The 19,360-nt window shown below is 60.8% G+C and carries 15 protein-coding genes; 1 reads left to right on the top strand and 14 read right to left on the bottom strand.

Annotation, left to right across the window (positions count from 1 at the left end; translation table 11 throughout):
- Positions 1 to 12: 12 nt before the first annotated feature.
- The 4 genes from LIZ87_RS08220 to LIZ87_RS08205 all read right to left on the bottom strand — a co-directional run bounded on the left by LIZ87_RS08220 (position 13) and on the right by LIZ87_RS08205 (position 2,704).
- The gene (locus tag LIZ87_RS08220; protein ID WP_227146297.1) at positions 13 to 1,428 is read right to left on the bottom strand and encodes a relaxase/mobilization nuclease domain-containing protein; all 1,416 of its coding nucleotides are present in this window, start codon (positions 1,426 to 1,428) and stop codon (positions 13 to 15) included.
- Positions 1,429 to 1,452: 24 nt separating this feature from the next.
- The gene (locus LIZ87_RS08215; RefSeq protein WP_227146294.1) at positions 1,453 to 2,121 is read right to left on the bottom strand and encodes a CHC2 zinc finger domain-containing protein; all 669 of its coding nucleotides are present in this window, start codon (positions 2,119 to 2,121) and stop codon (positions 1,453 to 1,455) included.
- Between the two features lie 90 nt (positions 2,122 to 2,211).
- Positions 2,212 to 2,406, bottom strand: a complete 195-nt coding sequence (locus LIZ87_RS08210; protein ID WP_227146291.1) for a hypothetical protein — start codon at positions 2,404 to 2,406, stop codon at positions 2,212 to 2,214.
- A 4-nt stretch (positions 2,407 to 2,410) separates the two neighbouring features.
- Positions 2,411 to 2,704, bottom strand: a complete 294-nt coding sequence (locus LIZ87_RS08205; RefSeq protein ID WP_227146287.1) for a hypothetical protein — start codon at positions 2,702 to 2,704, stop codon at positions 2,411 to 2,413.
- Between the two features lie 168 nt (positions 2,705 to 2,872).
- Here LIZ87_RS08205 and LIZ87_RS08200 point away from each other — a divergent pair, with 168 nt between their 5' ends.
- Entirely contained in the window at positions 2,873 to 3,103 is a 231-nt protein-coding gene (locus LIZ87_RS08200; RefSeq protein ID WP_227146285.1) for a PF20097 family protein, read from the top strand.
- Between the two features lie 140 nt (positions 3,104 to 3,243).
- Here LIZ87_RS08200 and LIZ87_RS08195 read toward each other — a convergent pair whose 3' ends face one another.
- From LIZ87_RS08195 to LIZ87_RS08150, 10 genes are all read right to left on the bottom strand, one after another.
- Complete coding sequence (locus LIZ87_RS08195) at positions 3,244 to 3,573, bottom strand: plasmid mobilization protein (RefSeq protein ID WP_227146282.1); 330 nt, start codon at positions 3,571 to 3,573, stop codon at positions 3,244 to 3,246.
- The gene (locus LIZ87_RS23060) at positions 3,570 to 6,113 is read right to left on the bottom strand and encodes an SNF2-related protein (protein ID WP_330664572.1); all 2,544 of its coding nucleotides are present in this window, start codon (positions 6,111 to 6,113) and stop codon (positions 3,570 to 3,572) included. The genes LIZ87_RS08195 and LIZ87_RS23060 overlap by 4 nt, the downstream gene beginning before the upstream one ends.
- Before the next feature lie 4,916 nt (positions 6,114 to 11,029).
- Positions 11,030 to 11,314 (bottom strand): TnpV protein, encoded by a 285-nt coding sequence (locus LIZ87_RS08185; RefSeq protein ID WP_319638575.1) that lies wholly within the window; start codon positions 11,312 to 11,314, stop codon positions 11,030 to 11,032.
- 935 nt (positions 11,315 to 12,249) lie between these two features.
- Positions 12,250 to 12,459: a transposon-transfer assisting family protein gene (locus LIZ87_RS08180; protein ID WP_227146279.1), complete on the bottom strand. Its 210-nt coding sequence runs from the start codon at positions 12,457 to 12,459 to the stop codon at positions 12,250 to 12,252.
- Positions 12,456 to 13,070 carry a YodL domain-containing protein gene (locus LIZ87_RS08175; protein WP_227146277.1) on the bottom strand — a complete coding sequence of 205 codons (615 nt, stop codon included), beginning with the start codon at positions 13,068 to 13,070 and terminating at the stop codon, positions 12,456 to 12,458. Before LIZ87_RS08175 ends, LIZ87_RS08180 begins: the two co-directional genes overlap by 4 nt.
- Complete coding sequence (locus LIZ87_RS08170; protein WP_227146275.1) at positions 13,063 to 13,368, bottom strand: immunoglobulin; 306 nt, start codon at positions 13,366 to 13,368, stop codon at positions 13,063 to 13,065. Before LIZ87_RS08170 ends, LIZ87_RS08175 begins: the two co-directional genes overlap by 8 nt.
- Positions 13,365 to 14,630 (bottom strand): DUF3848 domain-containing protein, encoded by a 1,266-nt coding sequence (locus tag LIZ87_RS08165; protein ID WP_227146273.1) that lies wholly within the window; start codon positions 14,628 to 14,630, stop codon positions 13,365 to 13,367. The genes LIZ87_RS08170 and LIZ87_RS08165 overlap by 4 nt, the downstream gene beginning before the upstream one ends.
- A 4-nt stretch (positions 14,631 to 14,634) precedes the next feature.
- Positions 14,635 to 15,045, bottom strand: a complete 411-nt coding sequence (locus tag LIZ87_RS08160; protein WP_442912185.1) for an XF1762 family protein — start codon at positions 15,043 to 15,045, stop codon at positions 14,635 to 14,637.
- A 46-nt stretch (positions 15,046 to 15,091) separates the two neighbouring features.
- Positions 15,092 to 17,203: a DNA cytosine methyltransferase gene (locus tag LIZ87_RS08155; RefSeq protein ID WP_227146268.1), complete on the bottom strand. Its 2,112-nt coding sequence runs from the start codon at positions 17,201 to 17,203 to the stop codon at positions 15,092 to 15,094.
- Positions 17,200 to 19,302: a DNA topoisomerase 3 gene (locus LIZ87_RS08150; protein WP_227146266.1), complete on the bottom strand. Its 2,103-nt coding sequence runs from the start codon at positions 19,300 to 19,302 to the stop codon at positions 17,200 to 17,202. The genes LIZ87_RS08155 and LIZ87_RS08150 overlap by 4 nt, the downstream gene beginning before the upstream one ends.
- Positions 19,303 to 19,360: the final 58 nt, after the last annotated feature.

Here is a 19,360-nt window from a genome sequence, read left to right as displayed (position 1 = left end):
GCCCCGCCAAGATCATCTGTGCTGATCGGTGCGCTGTTCCTCCTTGCGCCGCTCCTCCATAGCCGCCTGTTCCTTCTCCTTTTCCAGAAGAACAGCCGCCACTTTCTGCGCCACAAGATACTCCTGCATCTCCGTCCTTGCCTTGCGGTATGCCGGGTACGCCGCCCGTTTCTGCTCCAGAAGCTGGGCATACTCGGCGTTCAACTCCTTGACACGGGGGAGCTTTTTCAAGCCGAGCTGTTCAAAAGCCTCCTTCGCCGCCTTGTGGAGCGTGATAGCCTCCCGATGCCCCTCAAAAAATTTTTTACTGTACCCTGCCTTGCGGTAGGCCACATAGACCTCCCTGGTCTTGGAGTAGTTGATGATGTGTTTTTTCAAGGCGGCGATCTCCTGCATCCGCTGTTCCGCCGCCTTGATGGAGTCCCCCAGACCATTAAACTGAGTGACTGCCCCATCCGCCCTCGCCGCCAGCTCGTCAAAGCTGTTTATCTCGTTCTCCTGCAAAAAGCACATGACCTGTGCCATCTGTTTCAGGTTAAAGAGGGTCGCCCACCGCTGGTATCCAGCTCCCTTCCCCTCGTTCAGCTTCGCTTGGATATCAATGAGAAGGGAAAACTTCTTGTCGTGGACCTGCTGACTTTTCCCCGGAGACCGCTCCCTGCGTTTCCCGGCAATAGCGTCTTTCAGATCGTCCACCGTATATCCATCGCCCAGCGAACTGAACCGGGCAAAACGGTCCTGCCCCCTGCATCGGATAGATGGCCGCTTGCCCGGTTTGTACTCGCACCCGGCCTCCTTCAGGAAAGAGATCAGTTCTTCAAAGTCCTTTGGCTTTCTTTGTAATGCCGCATCAATGATAGCCCGCAGATCGTCACGGTTGGAAGTCCGCTTGGGGTACTCGGTGCGCTTTTTCCGTTCCCGGCAGGGGCGCGGCTCTATGACAGAAAGCCCATGCTCCAGACACAAACGGTCACTGACTTTCTGGAGCGCCAGCCCGGACAAAAAGAAATCCCTGAACTTCCGGGTGCAGTCCAGAGCGGTGGAATTGAAGATGATATGATTGTGGATATGCGCCCGGTCGGTGTGGGTGGCAACGATAAAGGCGTGTTTCCCTTTGGTGAAGCGCATCCCCAGCTCATAGCCGATACGGTTGGCCTCCTCCGGCGTGACCTCTCCCGGTTTGAAGGACTGGCGTATCTGGTAGGCGATGACATCATGCTTCTGGCGGCGGCCCGTCATGTGTTCGTACTGTCGCTTTGACAAAAGGAACTCCTCATCCGCTGTCCGGGCATCGCACTCATAGCTGGAGATATATCTGCCGCCCTCGGTCTTTTCCTCATTTTTGGAATAGTCCGTCCTGTCCGCCAGCGTCTGGGCGATGGTCTTACCTCTGTTGATATGGAGCGCAATCAGCCGTGTCGCCGCCATAGCCCACCTCCCTCATTCAAAAACTTACATTGCCAGTTCCTCCGGGAGCTTTACACTCCGCACCTTTCCGGGGAAGCTGTCCCTCTGCGGATCGGCTGTCCCCCTGCGGTCGAAAGCGGCGATCTTCTTTTCAAGGCCGCCCAATTCCTTCTCCTTTTCCTTCACGATGGCGGTGCGCTCCTCCAGAGTGCCGGAGATCAGCTCGTCCAGCAGATATTCCACATAGTCCATTTTCTGCAAGGCTTCGCAGAACAGAGGATGCCAGTCCTCGTCCTCCGGCTTTGGTGCGTATTGCTCCTTCCAGTCACGGAGCAGATGGAGGTACTCGCACAGTACACGGTAACAGCGGTTCTCCTTTTTGCGGTACTCCTGCGCCGCCGCCAGTTTGGAAATGACGGACGGCCTCCTTTGTGGCTGCCATGTTTGCAGGCCCTCATACCGCACCCCAAAATCCTCCGCCAGCTTCTCGGCGGCTCTTTTGGGGGAGAGGTCGAACAGCTTGCCCACAAAGTCGATCACATCCCCATCCTCCTGACAGCCGAAGCAGTGGAATCGCTTATCCACCTTCATGCTGGGCGTTCGGTCATCGTGGAACGGACAGCAGGCCATGCCGTTGCGCTTGACCTCAATCCCGTAATGCTCCGCCGCCGTTATCGTTGGTACGGCGTCCTTGACCGCTTCAAATAAATTCATTGTCATGCCCCCTTTCCCGGTATGTAAAAAGGGCAAAAAAGAAGGAGCGGCAATCGCCGTTCCCTCCTGTGCGCTGGTTATCAAATTGTCCTATCCATAGATGTCCGTCTCACCGCCCTCACGGGAAAGCAGACCGCTCAGAAAATCCGCCGCTTCGCTCATGCGGTCATGCTCGTTCCCATAGGTCCACTCGGTCACGGTATCGCCGTACATCTGCCCCCGCATCCAGTCAAGCAGGACCTGCGCCTCGTTCTTCGGAAGATCCATCTTCGCACATCCTTTCAAAGATTTATGAGTGGAGGAAAGCCCCAAGGCTGCCGGCCCACTCCCCAGCCAGTTCCACCAGGAACATGGCGGAGAACTGGAGCGCCACGCAGACAGCCTCCACGCCGAACAGGATCGCCACATTCATCCAGTCATGGACGCACACCTGATAGATGCCGCAGGCCAGCACGACCAGCATGAACAGCCCGACAACATAAGTGGAGAGATTGGATGCCAGTTTACCGATGATATGGAGCGTGTAGAGCGCCAGCATCAGGGGGAGCGCCAGCAGTTTCAAAGGGAGTTTCAGAAGCCTCATATCGTGTCCCGTCCTTTCCTGTTTCCTGCATACAGTTTACCGCGTCGGCCCGCTGTCCGGCAAGGATGCCGGGTATGTAGAGGTTTATTTATCAGCCACATCTTGAAGTGCAAAGTTGTATGTGGTATAATTCAACTCGACAAATCGAAATTTGGAGGAGAAAGTACTATGAGATGTCCATATTGTCAAAAAGAAATGCAACCGGGCTATATTCCTAATGGGGGTCAACCTGTGCATTGGATTCCGGACGGCGAAAGACCATCGGTTCTCTCTTTTTCTGTTGCAGAACAGGGAGTTTCTCTGGTCAATCAGTTCAAACCGTTAAAGGCGAATGGATATAAAGCGGAAGCACATTATTGTTCTGATTGTAAGGTAATCATTGCACCAACAAAAGACTGATTATGGAGCGATAAATTCCAGTTTATGGGGCAGTTATCCATTGGTGGGTGGCTGCCCTTTTTGTTGCCATACAGTGAAAAATATGTAAAGGGCGCGGATTACTCCGCGTCCTCTTTCCATGCTTTAGAGACCCATGCCGTTCAGCGGATATTGGCAAGGTGGGCAAGGGACTGTCTGGACAGTTCCCATATCTCCTCCAGCCGGGAGCGCAGGTCCTCGATGTCCGCCACATAGATGCTCCCTGTCTCGTTCGCCCTTTTCGCATACTGGTTCAGGTTGGTGCTGCACCGCTGGAGCAGGACAATGAGCTGGCGCACATCCGCCAGGTCCAGCTTCACGCAGATACCGTCCAGCGCCATCTTGCGGACATAGGCGCTCATGTTCAGGATGCCGGCCTCCTCCATCTTGGAGCGGATGCGCTCCTTATCTTCGGGGGAGATACGCACCTTCAGTTCTTCCTCTTTCTTCATCCGCGCTCCGGCTCCTTTCCGGGCTTTTTGTCCGGGGGTATCTCCGCCGCCCGTTTTTTCAGGTCCTCCAGAACAGAGGGCCGTTCGCCCTCGCCGACCTCCTCGCTGACTTCCGCCTCATCCTGGGTGATGCTCTCGTCCATGCTGAGGGCGGCGTCCAGCTCCGCAAGCCTCGCACTCTTTTCGGCAAGCTCCGCCTCCTGGGGGAAGGGCTTTGTCAATTCCACCTGTGCGGCGGCCTGCTGGCTCCGCAGGTTCTCCAACTGCTCCTGTCCCCGCTCCAACCGTCCGGGGATACCGGCAAGGGCATTGTCCAGACGGGTCAGGTTGCCCCTGGCGTCCGTCCCCAGGCTGACACGGTGGCTCATCTCGCCCTTCAAGGTGATCTGGAACTGCTTCTCAAAGGTGTCATAGGAAAGCTCCATCTGGAAGCCCCGGTAACTGCCGATGGGGATGCCCTCGGTGCTTTTGATTTCCTTGCACAGCGCAAGGATAGCGTCCCCGGCATCCGCCTTTTCCGTGTAGTGCCTGCCGCCGACCTCCATCCCCACAAAGCCCTCCTCCGGGAGCGGGTGGGCCTCCGCCGTCCTCATATCCGCCTCAAAGCCCCGGTTGCGGCTCTGCTGGGCCTCGATCTCGGCGGGGAAGTATTTCAAAAGCTGGTCCTCCAGCCGGAAGTGCTTGCTCTGGTAGTCGGCCCGGAGGACTTTCAGCTTCGCCACATCCACATCAAGGTCCATCTTCTCACGGATCAGCGGATTTCCGGCGCACAGGGCCTTGATCTCCGCATAGGAGAGCGCCTGCTCGTCCACATCGTCACAGCTTCGGACGGGGGACTTGCTGGTCATGATCTGCGAGATGAATTTCTGCTTGTTCTCCAAAGTCTGGTAGAGGTAGGCGTCAAAGGTCCCCTCCGTCACATACTGGAACACCTGCACCTGTTTGTTGCGGTTGCCCTGCCGGATGATGCGCCCGTTGCGCTGGGTCATGTCGGCGGGGCGCCAGCCCACATCCAGGTGGTGGACAGCCACAAGGCGGTCCTGCACGTTGGTCCCGGCGCCCATCTTCTGGGTGGAGCCGAGCAGGACGCGCACCTCCCCGGTCCGCACCTTGCCGAACAGCTCCTTCTTCTTCGCCTCTGTGTCGGCGTCATGGATAAAGGCGATCTCCTCACGGGGAACGCCTGCCGCCACCAGCTTATCCCGGATGTCCTCATAGACATTGAACGTGCCGTCCCCCTTGGGCGTGGAGAGGTCGCAGAACAATAACTGGGTCAGCCGGTCCGCCTGCCCCTCCTCCCAGATATGGAGGACATTCTGGACACAGGCGTTCAGTTTGCTGTTCGGGTCATCGGGCAGGAGCGGGTTCATCAGCCGCTGGTCGAGGCCGATCTTGCGCCCGTCCGAGGTGATCTTGAGCATATTGTCCACCGAGGGGTCCACGCTCCCGTTGTGGACGGCGGCGGCCCGTTCGGACAGGTCGGCCACCATCTCTTTCTGTATCTCCGAGGGCTGCACCACCACAGTCTCAAACTTCGCCTCCGGCACAGGGAGGTGGAGCTGGTCGGCGGTCTTGATGTCGGCCACTTCTTTGAACATACTCATCAACTCCGGGAGGTTGAAGAACTTGGCAAACCTCGTCCGGGCGCGGTAGCCCGTCCCCTCCGGGGCCAGCTCTATGGCCGTGGTGGTCTCGCCAAAGGTGGAGGCCCACTGGTCGAAATGGGTCAGCCCCTTCTGCCGGAGCGTACCATGCTGCAGATAGCGCATCATGGTGTAAAGCTCCGTCATACTGTTCGACACCGGGGTCCCCGTGGCAAAGACCGTACCCTTCCCGCCGGTCAGTTCGTCCATATACTGGCACTTCATGAACATATCCGAGGACTTCTGCGCCTCGGAGGTGGAAAGCCCCGCCACGTTCCGCATCTTCGTGTAGAGGAACAGATTTTTGAACGCATGGGCCTCGTCCACAAAGAGCCGGTCAACACCTAACTGCTCAAAGGTTATCACATCGTCCTTGCGGTCGGCGGCCTGCAGCTTCTCCATCCGGGCCTCTAAAGACCTCCGGGTCTTTTCCAACTGCTTGATGGTGAAGCTCTCGCCCCGCATAGCCTTCATCTCCGCAATGGCGTCGGTGATCTCGTCTATCTGCTCCTGCAAGATGCGCTCCTGCCGCTCGGCGGATATGGGTATCTTCTCAAACTGCGAGTGGCCGATGATAACGGCATCGTAGTCCCCGGTCGCTATCCTGGCGCAGAACTTCTTGCGGTTGGCCGTCTCAAAATCCTTTTTGGAGGCCACCAGTATCTTCGCGCTGGGGTAGAGCCGCAGGAACTCGCTGGCCCACTGGAGGGTCAGGTGGTTCGGCACGACAAAGAGGGACTTCTGGCACAGCCCCAGCCGCTTCGCCTCCATAGCCGAGGCTGCCATCTCAAAGGTCTTGCCCGCGCCCACTTCGTGGGCAAGCAGGGTGTTCCCGCCGTAAAGCACATGGGCGATGGCGCCCCGCTGGTGTTCCCGCAGGGTGATGTCCGGGTTCATGCCGCCCAGGACGATGTGGCTGCCGTCATACTCACGGGGGCGGGTGGAATTGAACAGCTCGTTGTAGGTCCTGACTAAATCCTCCCGCCGTCTGGGGTCACGCCACACCCAATCCCGGAAAGCGTCCTTGATGGCCTGCTGCTTCTGCTGGGCAAGGGTGGTCTCCTTCTTGTTCAGCACCCGCTTCTGTTTCCCGTCTGCGTCCTCGATGATGTCATAGATGCGGACATCCCGGAGGTTCAGCGTGTCCTCCAAAATGCGGTAGGCGCTGGCCCGGTCTGTGCCGTAGGTCATATATGCCGTGACATCGTGCCGCCCTGTGGCGTTCTTGCCCGTGACCTGCCACTCGGCGGTGGAGGGCGAATACTTCACCTGGACCGCGTTCCGAAGCCGCCACGGGGTGTCAAAGGTCTCCTCCATGAACTGCTGGATATAGTCCTTGTCGATCCAGGTGGCGCCCAGGCGCACATCGATCTCGGAGGCGTCCAGGTCTTTGGGCTGCGCCTGTTCCAGCGCCGCCACATTGACAGCGTAGGAGGGGTCGGTGGCCGCCGCCATCCTCGCCACCATCAGCTTGTCCCGGACATTGCCGGAGAGGTAGTCGTCAGCGGTGTGCCAGCCCCGGAGGGGGGCATCCGCCAGAGCCTCACGGGGGTCACGGAAAATCACGCCCTGTAACTCATCGGTGATACGCCCGTACTCTCCGGGTGTCCCCAGCAGCTCGGACATGAACCGCAGATCGACCCTGCCCCGCTCCCCGATGGAGACCGCCAGCGCCTCGCTGGGCGTGTCCACGCTGGTGATATGGCGTTCCGGGCGGATGGTCCGTTTGGTGAACATATCCGCCTTGCTCTCCAGCCGCCCGTCCTCGTCAATGTTCTCCAGGGAGCAGAGCAGATAATAGGATGAGTCCTCGTCAAACACCCTCGCATTGGCGCTGGAGTTGATGGTCCCGAACTTTGCGTAAAAGGCATCATAGGCGGCGTTCAGTTCCGCCTGCTTCGCCTGGATGTCCCCGTCCGGGTAGTCCTCAAGCTGGTACTGGATCAGCTCGTTCACGATCTGCCGCAGGCCGATCATCCCGGCCACGCGCCCCTTGGCCGTGTCGCTCAGCTCCACGGGCTTCATGACGCTGTTCTCCCGGAAGTAGACATCCCCGTCCACCAGGGCATAGGAGAAGTTCTTCACATCCGGGTCGGCGGGGATGGCGCCCCGTTCCGCGGCCTCGTCCGCGATGTCCGCCCCGTCCCGCTCCACGGCCTGATAGCTGCCGTGGATATGGGAGACAGCCTCCCGGAGCTGTTCCGCAAGGTCGGCGCCGGGGGTGGGGGCAACGGTGCATTCCTCCCGCCCGTACTGTGTGCTTTCGGTGGTCAGCTCGCCCAGCACCATCTCCGGGTGGTCCACGAAATAGCTGTTGAGGGTAAGGCCCTCCGGGGTCCGCCCCAGGTGTACCCAGTCGGGCTCGATGTCGATGGGGCGGTCCCGCTTTTGCAGGAACAGGATGTCCGACACCACCTCCGTCCCGGCGTTGGCCTTGAAAGCGTTGTTGGGCAGACGCACCGCCCCCAGCAGCTCCGCCCGCTGCGCGATATACTTCCGGGCTTCGGGGCTTTTGGCGTCCATCGTGTAGCGGCTGGTGACAAGGGCCACCACGCCGCCCGGACGCACCTGGTCGATGGCCTTGGCAAAGAAATAGTTGTGGATAGAGAAGCCCAGCTTGTTATAGGGCTTGTCGTTCACCTTGTAGTCGCCGAAGGGGACATTCCCGACACAGAGGTCGAAGAAGTCCCGCCGGTCGGTGGTCTGGAAACCGGCCACCTTGATGTCCGCCTCCGGGTACAGCTTCTGGGCGATGCGCCCGGTGATGGAGTCCAGCTCCACACCGTAGAGGCGGCTGCCCGCCATGCTGTCGGGGAGCAGGCCGAAGAAGTTGCCCACGCCCATCGAGGGTTCCAGGATATTGCCCGTCTGGAAGCCCATCTGCTCCACGGCGTCATAGATCGCCCGGATCACGGTGGGGCTGGTGTAGTGGGCGTTGAGGGTGGAAGCTCTGGCAGCGGCGTATTCCTCCGGGGAGAGGGCGGCATACAGTTCCCTGAACTCGCCTGCCCAGCTATCCTTTTTCTCGTCAAAGGCGTCCGCCAGACCGCCCCAGCCCACATAGCGGGAGAGGACTTCCTGCTCCTCCTGGGTGGCATCCCTGCCGTCAAATTCCAGTTCATGCAGGAGGTTGATGGCATCCATGTTGGCCCGGAACTTCGCTTTGGGGCCTCCCTCGCCCAGATGGTCGTCCATGATGCGGAAATTGCGGGCGGCGGGCTGTGCGGGCGGTTCCGGCTGTTCCTGTTCCGGCTCCCCGAAATGCAGCCGTTCAACGACCACATCAAAGGGCAGACCGTTCTTGTCGCTGGGGTAGATGGTCTCGGTGGTAGCGGTCACTGCCGGCTCCGGCTTCGGACCTACCTGGTCTGAAGCTGGCCTTGCATCTAACTTGTGCGCGTTTTGCGCCCAAGTTGGGTCCGGGTGGAGAACCGATTGGACTTGTTCCCGCAATCCGGGGGTATCTTTCAGTTCGGCCCCGTCAATGAACGCATACGCCTCGCCCCATGTCTTAAAGGAAACGGGATGCCCGCCTGTCAGGTCTCCCGCCCGAAAGATGAGGGGGTCCAGGGTGGTGCTGGAAAGCGGGTCATAGAAAAAGCCCGCCGTCTGCATGGCATCCACGATACGCCGCTGTTCAGGCTCCAATGCGGCAATGGCCGTTTCCGTCTGGCTCTGGTAGTCCGCCGCCCATTTATCAACATCCGCAAAGGGGTTTTCTTCCTTATTGGCCGTATGACCAGGCTGCCGGGTCCCGACCTCAACATCGGGCAGATGCTTCGCGTTGCGCTCGTCTGCCAGCCGCTGTCCTTTTGCATACTCCCTCAGAAAAACAGGGAGATCAGACTCGTTACGGTAGACGACCCAAGTACCTCCGTTCAAGCCTTGGCTATCACTTCCCCAAATCCTGTGATAGTCCGGGTGTTCAGCCATGAACGCCTCAACCTGATCGGTTTCGTAGTCGTAAAAATAGCGGAAGTATTCGCTGTTACCGCGGGGATCATCCTGTTCCGCGCTCACTTCCGGGATAAAAAGATGGGCATTGCGCTCATCCGCCCAAAGCATCCGCTCCAGGCGCTCCTTGCTCTCGACACGGAAGATGGGGTATGCCAGCGTGGGGTCACAGAGCTGGACATCAAACAGCCCAATCTCCTCCACAATGAAGGCCGTATCTTCCAGATAGACGGTATCGCCCACCTGATAGGCCGGCTTTTTCGCACTGTCCTCCGCTGTTTCCGGGGGAGTGGGTACTGCATCTTCCCGCACATCCTCCGGGGTCTTGTCCTCCGGCATCTGCCCCGCCTCGGCATCAAGGACAGGCTCTGCGTGGACTTCCTCCATGACCTTCTCCGCATTCGGGCGGTGTGAACGGAGCGCCGCCTCCGCCTCCTCAAAGGATGCAAAGCCGCCAGCCGTTGCCGCGGCGGAACGGCTCTGCTCATCATACCCGTAGTGGTTGTAGAACTGCCCGTTGGGATACTGCTGGATAATGATGGTCTCATCGCCGTTAAGATAGTTGGCGGCTGTCTGTACCGCCTCTTTCGGCTGGGCGTCCCGGATGCGTCCAGTCCGCAGGCTATGCTCGAACGCCTCCCGGTCCATGAACACATGGTCCTGCCCCGGCCCGTCAGGATAGACATAGAAAACATCGTTATCCGTGATGCTCGTCAGGATGATCTCCTTTGTACCGTCCTCGGAATAGATGGTGAACGGGTCTCCAATGCCATATTTTAGCGGCGGCAGTTTTGCCTCCTCCGTTTTGAGCCAGTCGGCAGCCTCCCGTTCCGCTACATCCTGCTTGACCTGGAGCAGATAGTCCTCGGCCTGCCACTCGCTGGTGAACTCCTCGGACACGCCCTCCGGGTCAACATATATCTCCTCCCGGATGTCATCCCAGACGGCATAGCCTTTATCGGTCTCGATCAGGAAGAACCGCTCCGGGGCGGCGTAATTGCTGCCGTCCGCCATTCGCGCCGCCTGTGCCAGCATCTCATGCTCATGTGATGCCCCGGCAGTCACCTCCGGCGTGGACTCCAGCATTTCATAAATCCTGTCAAGCAGGTTTTGGCGGAAACGGTCATGGTATTCCGGGGCGTCGAAGTACAGGCGCATAAAGGCAGGGTCCTGGACGGTGAGCGCCGCCCGGTCGATGGCCCGCAGTCCCTCCATCGTGGCAGTCTCCCGGTCATTGTTGCGGTAGGCGTTCCGAAACGCCGTATCGTCCAGGAGGGCATCTGCGATGACAGGAAAATACCGCTCATAGATTTCCTCCGGGGTAGACGGGAAGCTGTGTCCGGGCGCAGGGAGGGGGATGCCGCCAAAAGCGGAATAGTCCCGCTCCATATCAGCATAACGCACCTTTTCCGATGCGCTCAGGTAGTGGCCACCCTCGATCCATTCTCCGATCCTCTGCTCCACCTCAGGCCAGCGCAGGCGGACTTCCGTTCCCTGGTCGGCGTTGCGGACCACCAGCCCCTGGGGGCGGTACTGGATATTGCCGTGAGTTCCGTCAAAAAACTGCCAACTGCGTCCGCCGTCCGTCCCATACTCGTTTTTCAGGTACTCGGTACGGTCTGCGGGGGTGCTGTCACCAGCATAGAGGACAGCGATACGCAGCTTGCTGTCATGATGGCCGGAGCCGTTACGCAGGATGCGCTCGATCTCCTCATCGGGGATAGCCAGGGCGGGGGCGGGCGGCTCTATCGGGGCCTGTTCTTCCCTGGGCATAGCAAAAGCGGAGGGCTTCTCGCTCTCCGCTTCGCTGTCGATCAGGGATATTTGTTCCATCTCGGAGGGGAACAGGCCCTCCAGCGTCAGTTGTTGATAAGTTCCGCCGTCACGATCTCCTCCGCCTGCGCCTTCAGTGCGTTCATGTGCCGCACCCAGTCCATCTGCCGGGTCTTTTTGTCCGGCGCCGGGTCCGCCGCCAGCAGTTCCTCCATCAACTGCTTCATCCGGGCGGTGGCCGTCTCCTGCACCTCCCACAGGTGCGGGAACAGTTTCCCGGTCAGGGTCAGGTGGTTGTAGAGGAGCCTGTTGTTCTCCTCCAGGTACGCCCTCCGCATCCTGCCGTACTTGCCCAGCGGACGGTCCTCCATTTCCTCCAACTGGATGTCCGGGATCAGGTAATCCCCGGCCTTCGTGTAAGTCAGTTCTGTCATTTTTCCGGCTCCTTTCCTCCGTCTGTTCAACCTGTTTCGTCCTTTCGTAGGTGCGGATCGCCCGCTCGACCTCACGGAACACCTGAGAGGATGCCTCGCTGACCGCCGTACCCAGCACATTGGACGCCGCCTGGGTATTGAAGTCGAACACATCCATGAAATCTTCCGGCTCAAAACAGCTCTCCGGGTCCTCCACGCAGCGGGAGCAGAGCATATACTTGATGCTGGTCTCCGCCGCCCTCCGAAAGGACACCCCTACGTTGAACTCATCATACCCGTAAAGGAAGGAACCGTCAACGATGCCGAGGATGGCCTCCTTATTTTCCTCCCAGTATTCTTTGGCGAGGCGGGAGGCGATGCCCCCGATCTGCTCCTCCAGCCCCGCGCCGGCCCCCACGCCGTAGGCCCGTTCCAGCGCATCCTGCACAGCGGGGACATACTCCTCCCGCATGGACCAGAGGTTGACCGGGCGGGAGTTCTCCCGTTCCCCGGTGTCCGACACATCGAACACATAGCGCAGCTTCGGGCGGCTGCCCGTGTTGTCCACCAGGGCGATGCCCTTGGAGCCGCGGCGCACATAGCGGCGCATGGTCCTGTTCCAGAGGTCATACTCCGCGCAGGCCGTGGCGTCCGGGCGCTGCTTGTAGATCATGAGCTGCTCGTTGTAGGGATATTTGTAGAGCCGGGCCGCAGTGGTAAGGAAGGCTGTCCACTGCTCCCGGCTCCCGGTCACTTGTCTGGCGGCTTCTTCCGCCATCTGGGTGTAGTAGGCGGCTTTCGAGGGGAACGGTATGACCGCCGCCCCGTCCGCCCGTAAAGGCTCGTTCAATGCCATAGGTTGCCTCCGTTTCTTTCAGATTTGAGTGCTTGGGTCAGACATCCGGGTACAGGTCCAGGCTGTCAAACTCCACGTCCGTCATGCCGTCCAGCTTTTCCAAGACGTTTTTGGAGAGGCGGCCCAGCCGCCGCTCCGAGGGCGTGAGCTGGAGGCGCATGGCCTCCAGCTCCGCGATCAGCCCCGCCCGTGTGCCGGGGTTGTAGAGCATCATCATGATACGCTCGTCCCTTGTGAACTCCTTCATCGCTCATCCCGTCCGGCCTGTTTCTGGGGCGGCCTGCGCTCCGTCTGCTCAGCGCCGGAAAGGGCTTTCAGCGCGTCCAGGACAGAGTGCCGCTCCGTTTCAGGCTCATCCTTTCTCCCGTTGTTGATGATCCCATCCAGGGAGTTGTAATCGTCCTCCATCGCCATCTCAGCGTTCTTCAGGTAGTTCTCCCGGAGGGCGAAGTCCTCCAGCTCCTTAAAGCCGATGGAATCCACATAGTGGCAGGATACCACGCCGCCCACCTTTAACGCCACGATGTCGCTGACCGACAGGCTGTGTCCCCGGAAGTCCTCCGGGTGGGCGGTGTTGAACTGGACATAGAGCGCCTCCAACTGCGCCATCACCGCCTCCGGCGTGTCAGGCGCCTTCGGGAGGTCTCCGTGGTAGACCACCTCATAGTGGTCGATGTCCGGCTCCTTCCCCTGCCGCTGGAGGCTGGAATAGGACTCGAACCGCTCATAGAGGGTGTCGTCCGTGTGCCGGAGTTGCAGGATGGCGTAGGAGTCGGTGGCGCTCTCCATAAACGCCGTCAGGTGGCCGGGGTCCTCGTCCACGCCGTTCACCTCGTCCCATTTTTTGATGTCAGACATTCTGTTCCTCCTTCCTCAAAAAAGGCAGGCCGTTCTCCTTTGCGTCCTGCCTCTGCCGCTGCCGGCGTTCCTCGCTGTACGGCGGGCGGATGCCCACGCACCGCTTGGGGATGCGGTAGGTCACGGACCGCCCCGGCCCGGAACGCTCCAGCACATAGTCCTCCGGGAACCGCTGGGAAAGCTCCCGGAGTTTATTGATGAGCCTTGCGTCATGGGTGTAGACCTCCGCCGTGTCCAGTTCATTGTCCCACAGGATGATGGTCTCCTGTTCCGCAAGGGTCAGTTTCAGGCCGCTCACAGGCTGGCCTCGTCCCGCTTCTTCGCCGGGGCGGGGGCAGGGTGTTCCTTTGTGCTGGACTTCAGGGCGGAAAGCTGGCCCAGGACGGACTCCCGCTTCTCGGCCTGCGCCTCCTGCGCCCGCATAGCCGCCTTGTCCATGAGCATCCCGTAGTCGGTGGGCGTCATGGAGCGGCTCCCCAGCTTGTTCTCCGCAAGGACCATATCCCGGACTTCGTTGATGGAACAGCCCACGACCTCCAGTTCGCCACTCTTGGTCTCGTTAAACTTCTCATCGTACAGGTGGTAGTCCCAATGGCCCGCCCCGCACTCCACGGCGAGGTACGCCCTCCAGCCGATCTTCCACGCCGCCTGTTCCGCATCCAGCACTGGCTCCGGGCGGCAGACGCCCCCGCCTCGCTCCAGCACCTCGGCGAACTGGCAGATATGGTAGACCTCGCTCCCGACATAGGTGTGGTATTCGTCGATATACTCACACCTGGCGGAAAAGGTGCGGTCAGGATACTCTATCTCGATCTTCCCACCGTTGGGGAGGCGGAACTGCTCGTCATAGCTGCTGTTGATGAAGCGGATGTCATCCTTCGGCAGCGTCTCCGGCTCCCAGATGGAACGGCGGCGGATGTCCGAATCGCGGAAGTCTTTCAGGGAGGTCAGGCCCACCTGTGCCACATCGCTGCCGCCCAGCGGCCCGCTTTGCAGCCCCGCCGCTCCAATAGCGGCTGTCCGCGCCGCCGCAAGATGGTCGTGGGTGGGGTCGATGCCGTCCAGCACATCGTCCAGGCTGATCCTGCCCTCGGCGGTCTTTTGCCTGGTCTGCCTGTCAAACACAGTGTACTCAAAGTCCCCGCCCTGGACCTCTTTCAGGTGGAGCAGGGAGGAACGGTCAACAAGGTACACGGCCTCCAGTTTTCCCTGCGTCTCCATTTCCGTCTGGACAGCTTCCTGCACCGCCTGTTCCATACTTAAGGCGGCCACCCGGTCCTCGATGCTCTCACGGACCACATCCATATGCCCGGTATCGGCCATCTTGGAGAAGGTCTTGTAGATGTCCGCCATCGTGTCCGGGGAGGCCAGCAGCGCCCTCGCCTGGTCGTCAGGCAGTTCCAGCGCCTCGATCTCCATCAGGATGTCCTCCCGCACCGCATACTCTACGGCGTGGTTTAAGATGTCGGCGGGCGGCTGGTCCATCAGCCACGCCCGGAACTTGTCCTGCTCCGCCGATACTTTCTCATACAGTTTGCTGCTCAGTTCCGTATCAGCCATTCTATCAGTCCTCCTGTCTCAGAATTTTTACCCATCTTGTTTTCATCTGGCGGGGATACTGCCCGCTGTCCTTCGGCCTGCGGCTGCCCGTCCACTCCACGCCCCCGGCCGGCCCCTCGCACACGAAGCCGGAGGCTTTCAGGGACGCACCGCACTCGCTGTCCAGGATATAGGTGATGACCTTGTGGTAGCCCATCGCCCTCGCCGCCCGGACCGCCGCACCGTAGAGCATACTGCAAGCGTTCCTCGCCCCATCGGTGCAGAGGCGGTTGACCTCCAGCGTGTAGCCGTCATCCAGGAAGCGGCTCACCGGGCGGCCGCAGATGGCGACACCGGCAAGCCGCCCGTCCTCCTGTACGCCGATAGAGAACTTGTGTCCCGCCGTGGGCTTATGGTGGCGGTGGTGCTGGCGCACGAACTCGTTCGCCTCCCGCAGGGAGACGGGGACCAGCGACAGCATATCACTCACCGTCCACGGCGTCACGGATGCCCTGCATGATATACGCCACGCAGGGTACGGCCACGCTGTTGCCGAGCATCTGGTAACGCTTCGTGTCGCTGATGGCCTTGCCGTCCGCGCCGGTCTCTGTCCACCCGTCCGGGTAGCCCTGCAAACGCTCCGCCTCGGTGGGGGTGAGCCTTCTCACGCAAAGCCCGGTGCGGACGGGGTTCTGGTAGTTCAGCGAGTAGCCGCCGGAGGCCGCCTTTGCCAGCAGTGTGCCGCTGACCTCATCCGTCTCCCGGAGGTTGCGGCAGTCCACGGCGGCGGCCCCGTCCGCATCCTCCACCACAGCCACGCCGCCCTGATTGCAGCAGGGGTTCCCGCCGTTTAAGTCCAGCGTCCGGGAGGTGTCCGTCTCATAAAAGCCGCTCCTGGGGTTGTCCGACAGCATCCCGCCGGAGTGGTAGGCGCCGATGACATAGGCTTTCATCACGGCGCTCTGCTGGCCCGCCAGAAGGGTGGGGGCGGTCTCCTCCTGGAAACCGATGCTCCCGGACTGGCTACCGGCTTTGTGCTTGAAGCCCGCGCTCACCACGCAGAAGTCCAGTTCGTTCCCCTGTCCGGCAGGGCGGGAAAGCCCAGCGCCGGAGGCACAGAGCGTCCCGGCGATCTGGGGGTGGGCCAAAACAGGCTGTTCCGGCTCCGGACCATCGGGCTGGACAACATAGGGCTGTTCACTGGCGCAGTTGAGCGTGGGCGACAGTTCCTGCAAAATCTCCGCATGGCTCTGGCCGCTTGAAGCGCACAGCACCACATCCCGCTCCCGTCCGCACCGCATCCCTGTACCTTTGTAATAGCTGGCAAGCAGCGTCCCGGCAAGGTTGCCGTTGATCCCGACCATAGCATCGGGCGGGAGTCCCGGAGCGGTGACAACATGGGGGCTGCCCGCCCCGCAGAGGGTGGGCTGGACGGGCTTCAGGGTGGAGCGGTTCGTCCTGCTGGTGATCTGCTGGAGGTCAAAGCCAGCGGCCACAGTGGGCGGCTGCCCATCCTGCCCGGTCGCCATGCAGACGGCGTGGCGGTCGATGGTGTTGAGGGTGAAGGACACATTCTCGTTGATGCCGTCTCCCTGCGGCCCGTTCCCGTCCGCCCTGCCGATCATGGAGCCCTGGATGGCGTATGCGGTGATGGGCAGGTTGCCGTGGGTCTGGCTGCGGAGGGTGGGCGACACGCCGCCCTTCTCCACGCTGAGGGAATCGCCGCCCTGGTCGTTCAGTATCTCCACCGCATCCTTGGGAGCAAAGAGGTACTGGTCGTTCCCGGTCGCCAGAGTGCCGCTCTTTTCCACCTGGAGCAGCGGCCCCTTGCCGCCGCCCTCACAACCGCAGCGGATACGCATGGAGATGGCGGGGATCACATCCCCTGCGCCTGCTGCTCCAGCGCCAGCCTGAGCATAGGCGGCAGCTCCTTGCCTCGGCGTTCCGCCCGCCGCAAAATACCCTGACAGGCTTTTGGGGACAAAGAGTATCTCGCCGGCGCGTGTTTCTCTAAAATCTGCGATAAGAAAGATGCGCCGGCGCCGCTGTGCTGTTCCGAAGTATTGGGCATCGTACACGCACCAAGCGAGGTCAACGCCTCGGCCTCGTACCATCCCGGCGTTTGCCCACCGCCCAGAACCAGGCATTGGAACTTCGGCGTCTGCGAACGCTTCCAGCACAGCCTTAAAGTCACGTCTGGAAGAACTTGACAAGGCTCCGGGGACGTTTTCCCAGAGCGCGAATTTCGGGTATTCTCCATTGGTCGCCTCCTGCATTTCTCTGATGATCCTGATGGCCTCCAGAAAGAGGCCGCTCCGCTCCCCGGCAAGTCCGAGACGCTTGCCCGATGCCACGCTCAGGTCCTGGCAGGGGGAGCCAAAGGTGATGATGTCCACGGGCGGCAGGGAGCCGCCGTGGAGCTTCGTGATGTCGCCAACGTGTTCCATGTCCGGGAAGTGCTTCTTCGTCACGGAGACGCACTCCGGGACGATCTCGCTGGCCCACAGGGGCCTGATCCCATAAAAAGAGGCGGCATAGGGGAAACCTCCTATGCCGTCAAACAGGGAACCGAGCGTAAGCTGCTCTCTATTCAATTCTTCTTTCCTCCGCTACTTTTTCCGCTGTTGTCGAACTCCATCTGGAACTTCGCCCGGCCGTCCTCCTCCGTGGTGAGCAGGACATCGGCGTTGTAGGTCTTGCCTGTCCGCTGGCTCTTACAGTCCTTCAGCTTCACCCGCCCGTCCTTCACCAGCTTCTCGGCCATGCCAGCGGTCAGGTGCTTGCCGATCTTCTTGAAGTAGGTGTTGTCCTTCCAAAGGACGAAGCGGCACTCCCGGTTAGCGCAGAACCAGCCCTTGTCACGCTCCGCCACATCCGCCCCACAGTGGGGGCAGCTCCCGATCACCATACCCTTACCAGGCATATCCATCTGTACTCCTTTCACCGTCTCATAGTTCTTTACAAGGTCAGTCACCATTCCGGTGATCTCCCGCATGAAGTCATCCGGGGCATAGCCGCCCTTCTCGATGCCCAGCAGCTTCTCCTCCCACTCCGCCGTCATGGAGGGGGACTGTATCTGCTCCGGCACTACGGCGATCAGGGCGCGGCCCTTATCCGTGGGGACCAGCGCCTTGACCTTCTTGTCGCCTTTGCGTTCCACAAAGCCCTTCTGCACCAGCTTCTCGATGATGGCGGCGCGGGTAGCGGGAGTGCCGATGCCCTTGCGCTCCACATCTTCGTACATCTCCTCCGCCCCGGCGGACTCCATGCTCTGAAGGAGAGTGTCCTCCGTGAACCGCTTGGGGGGCGTCGTCTTGCCCTCTTTCAGCTCCACTTTGGCGAGGGGCAGCACAGCGGCCTCCGAAAGGGCGGGGAGGGGCGGCGCATCGTCCCCGGACTTCTCCTCATCAGGGGAGGCAGCATACGCCCGCCAGCCGGGGTCCGTGACCGTTTTCCCCTTGGCCTTGAACGGATGTCCGGCGCACTCCAGTGTGACGGCGGTCTCCGAATAGCGGCAGGGGTCGCCCACAGCACAGACAAGGCGCAGGGCGATCAGATCCAGCACCGCCAGTTCCCCGGCGGGCAGCTCCGCAAGGTCGGCGGCCTCCAGCGTTTTCGTGGGGATGATGGCGTGGTGGTCGGTGACTTTCTTCCCATTGATGACCTGGGCGGCGTTCACCGGCGCGGGAGCGTCCGGGGAGATACCCCGCTTTTTCTGCACCATCCCCACCAGCCCCGGCAGCATCCCCGCCATATCCTCCGTGAGGTAGCGGCTGTCCGTCCGGGGATAGGTGACGAGCTTCTTCTCATAGAGGCTCTGGGTGTAGTCCAGGGTCTGCTTCGCCGTGAATCCAAGCTGGCGGTTGGCGTCCCGCTGGAGGGAGGTCAGGTCATAGAGTGCCGGGGGCTTCTCGGTCCTGTCTTTGCGCTCCACATCCTTCACTGCCGCCGTCCCCGCCGAACGGCACTCCTCCGCGATCTTCTCCGCCTCGGTCTTTTCCTTCATGCGCTCTCCGTTCACCGCAAAGCCCTCCGGCACAAGCTGGACGGTGTAGAACGGCTCAGACTGAAAGCCGCTGATCGCCGCCTCCCGGTCACAGACCATCGCCAGCGTGGGCGTCATCACCCGGCCCACATTGAGGGTGGGGCCGTACTTGCATGAAAAAAGCCGGGTGGCGTTGATGCCGACGATCCAGTCGGCGCGCTCCCGGCACAGGGCAGCCTCATACAAGGCGTCGTATTCCGTTCCCGGTCTCAGGCTGGCGAAGCCCTCCCGGATGGCGGCGTCCTCCATAGAGGAGATCCACAGCCGCTCAAAAGGTTTCCGGCATTTGCACTGGTGGTAGACGAGGCGGAAGATCAGCTCGCCCTCCCGTCCGGCATCGGTGGCCTCCACGATGGAGATAACATCCTCCCGACCCATCAGCTCCTTCAACACCTGGAACTGCTTTTTGGTGGACGGGGACACCTGATACCGCCACTTCTCCGGCAGGATGGGCAGGTCCTCCAGCCGCCACTTGGCGTAGGTCTCGCCGTAAGCCTCCGGCTGGGCCAGCTCCACCAGATGACCTACGCACCAGCTCACCAGATACCCGCCGCCCTCCAGATAGCCGTCACACCGTTTCGAGGCGCCCAGCACCTTGCCAATGCTCTGCGCCACGGAGGGCTTCTCGCAGATCACAAGTTTACTCATAGGCAGTAGCTCCTTTCCTTATTTGGGGTAAAAAAATAAGCGGCCTGCCACACGCAAA

This window comes from Lacrimispora sp. 210928-DFI.3.58, from assembly GCF_020554865.1.
In the GTDB taxonomy this organism is placed as follows: domain Bacteria; phylum Bacillota; class Clostridia; order Lachnospirales; family Lachnospiraceae; genus Enterocloster.
The sequence above is the reverse complement of the archived record's forward strand: the minus strand, read 5'-3'. Positions and strand labels throughout refer to the sequence as shown.

Coding starts and splice junctions, on each gene's coding strand:
- LIZ87_RS08195 (WP_227146282.1), bottom strand. CDS start 3,573: ATGAAGAAAGAGGAAGAACTGAAGGTGCGTATCTCCCCCGAAGATAAG.
- LIZ87_RS08150 (WP_227146266.1), bottom strand. CDS start 19,302: ATGAGTAAACTTGTGATCTGCGAGAAGCCCTCCGTGGCGCAGAGCATT.
- LIZ87_RS08220 (WP_227146297.1), bottom strand. CDS start 1,428: ATGGCGGCGACACGGCTGATTGCGCTCCATATCAACAGAGGTAAGACC.
- LIZ87_RS08205 (WP_227146287.1), bottom strand. CDS start 2,704: ATGAGGCTTCTGAAACTCCCTTTGAAACTGCTGGCGCTCCCCCTGATG.
- LIZ87_RS23060 (WP_330664572.1), bottom strand. CDS start 6,113: ATGAACCCGGACATCACCCTGCGGGAACACCAGCGGGGCGCCATCGCC.
- LIZ87_RS08185 (WP_319638575.1), bottom strand. CDS start 11,314: ATGGAGGACCGTCCGCTGGGCAAGTACGGCAGGATGCGGAGGGCGTAC.
- LIZ87_RS08175 (WP_227146277.1), bottom strand. CDS start 13,070: ATGTCTGACATCAAAAAATGGGACGAGGTGAACGGCGTGGACGAGGAC.
- LIZ87_RS08200 (WP_227146285.1), top strand. CDS start 2,873: ATGAGATGTCCATATTGTCAAAAAGAAATGCAACCGGGCTATATTCCT.
- LIZ87_RS08215 (WP_227146294.1), bottom strand. CDS start 2,121: ATGAATTTATTTGAAGCGGTCAAGGACGCCGTACCAACGATAACGGCG.
- LIZ87_RS08180 (WP_227146279.1), bottom strand. CDS start 12,459: ATGAAGGAGTTCACAAGGGACGAGCGTATCATGATGATGCTCTACAAC.
- LIZ87_RS08165 (WP_227146273.1), bottom strand. CDS start 14,630: ATGGCTGATACGGAACTGAGCAGCAAACTGTATGAGAAAGTATCGGCG.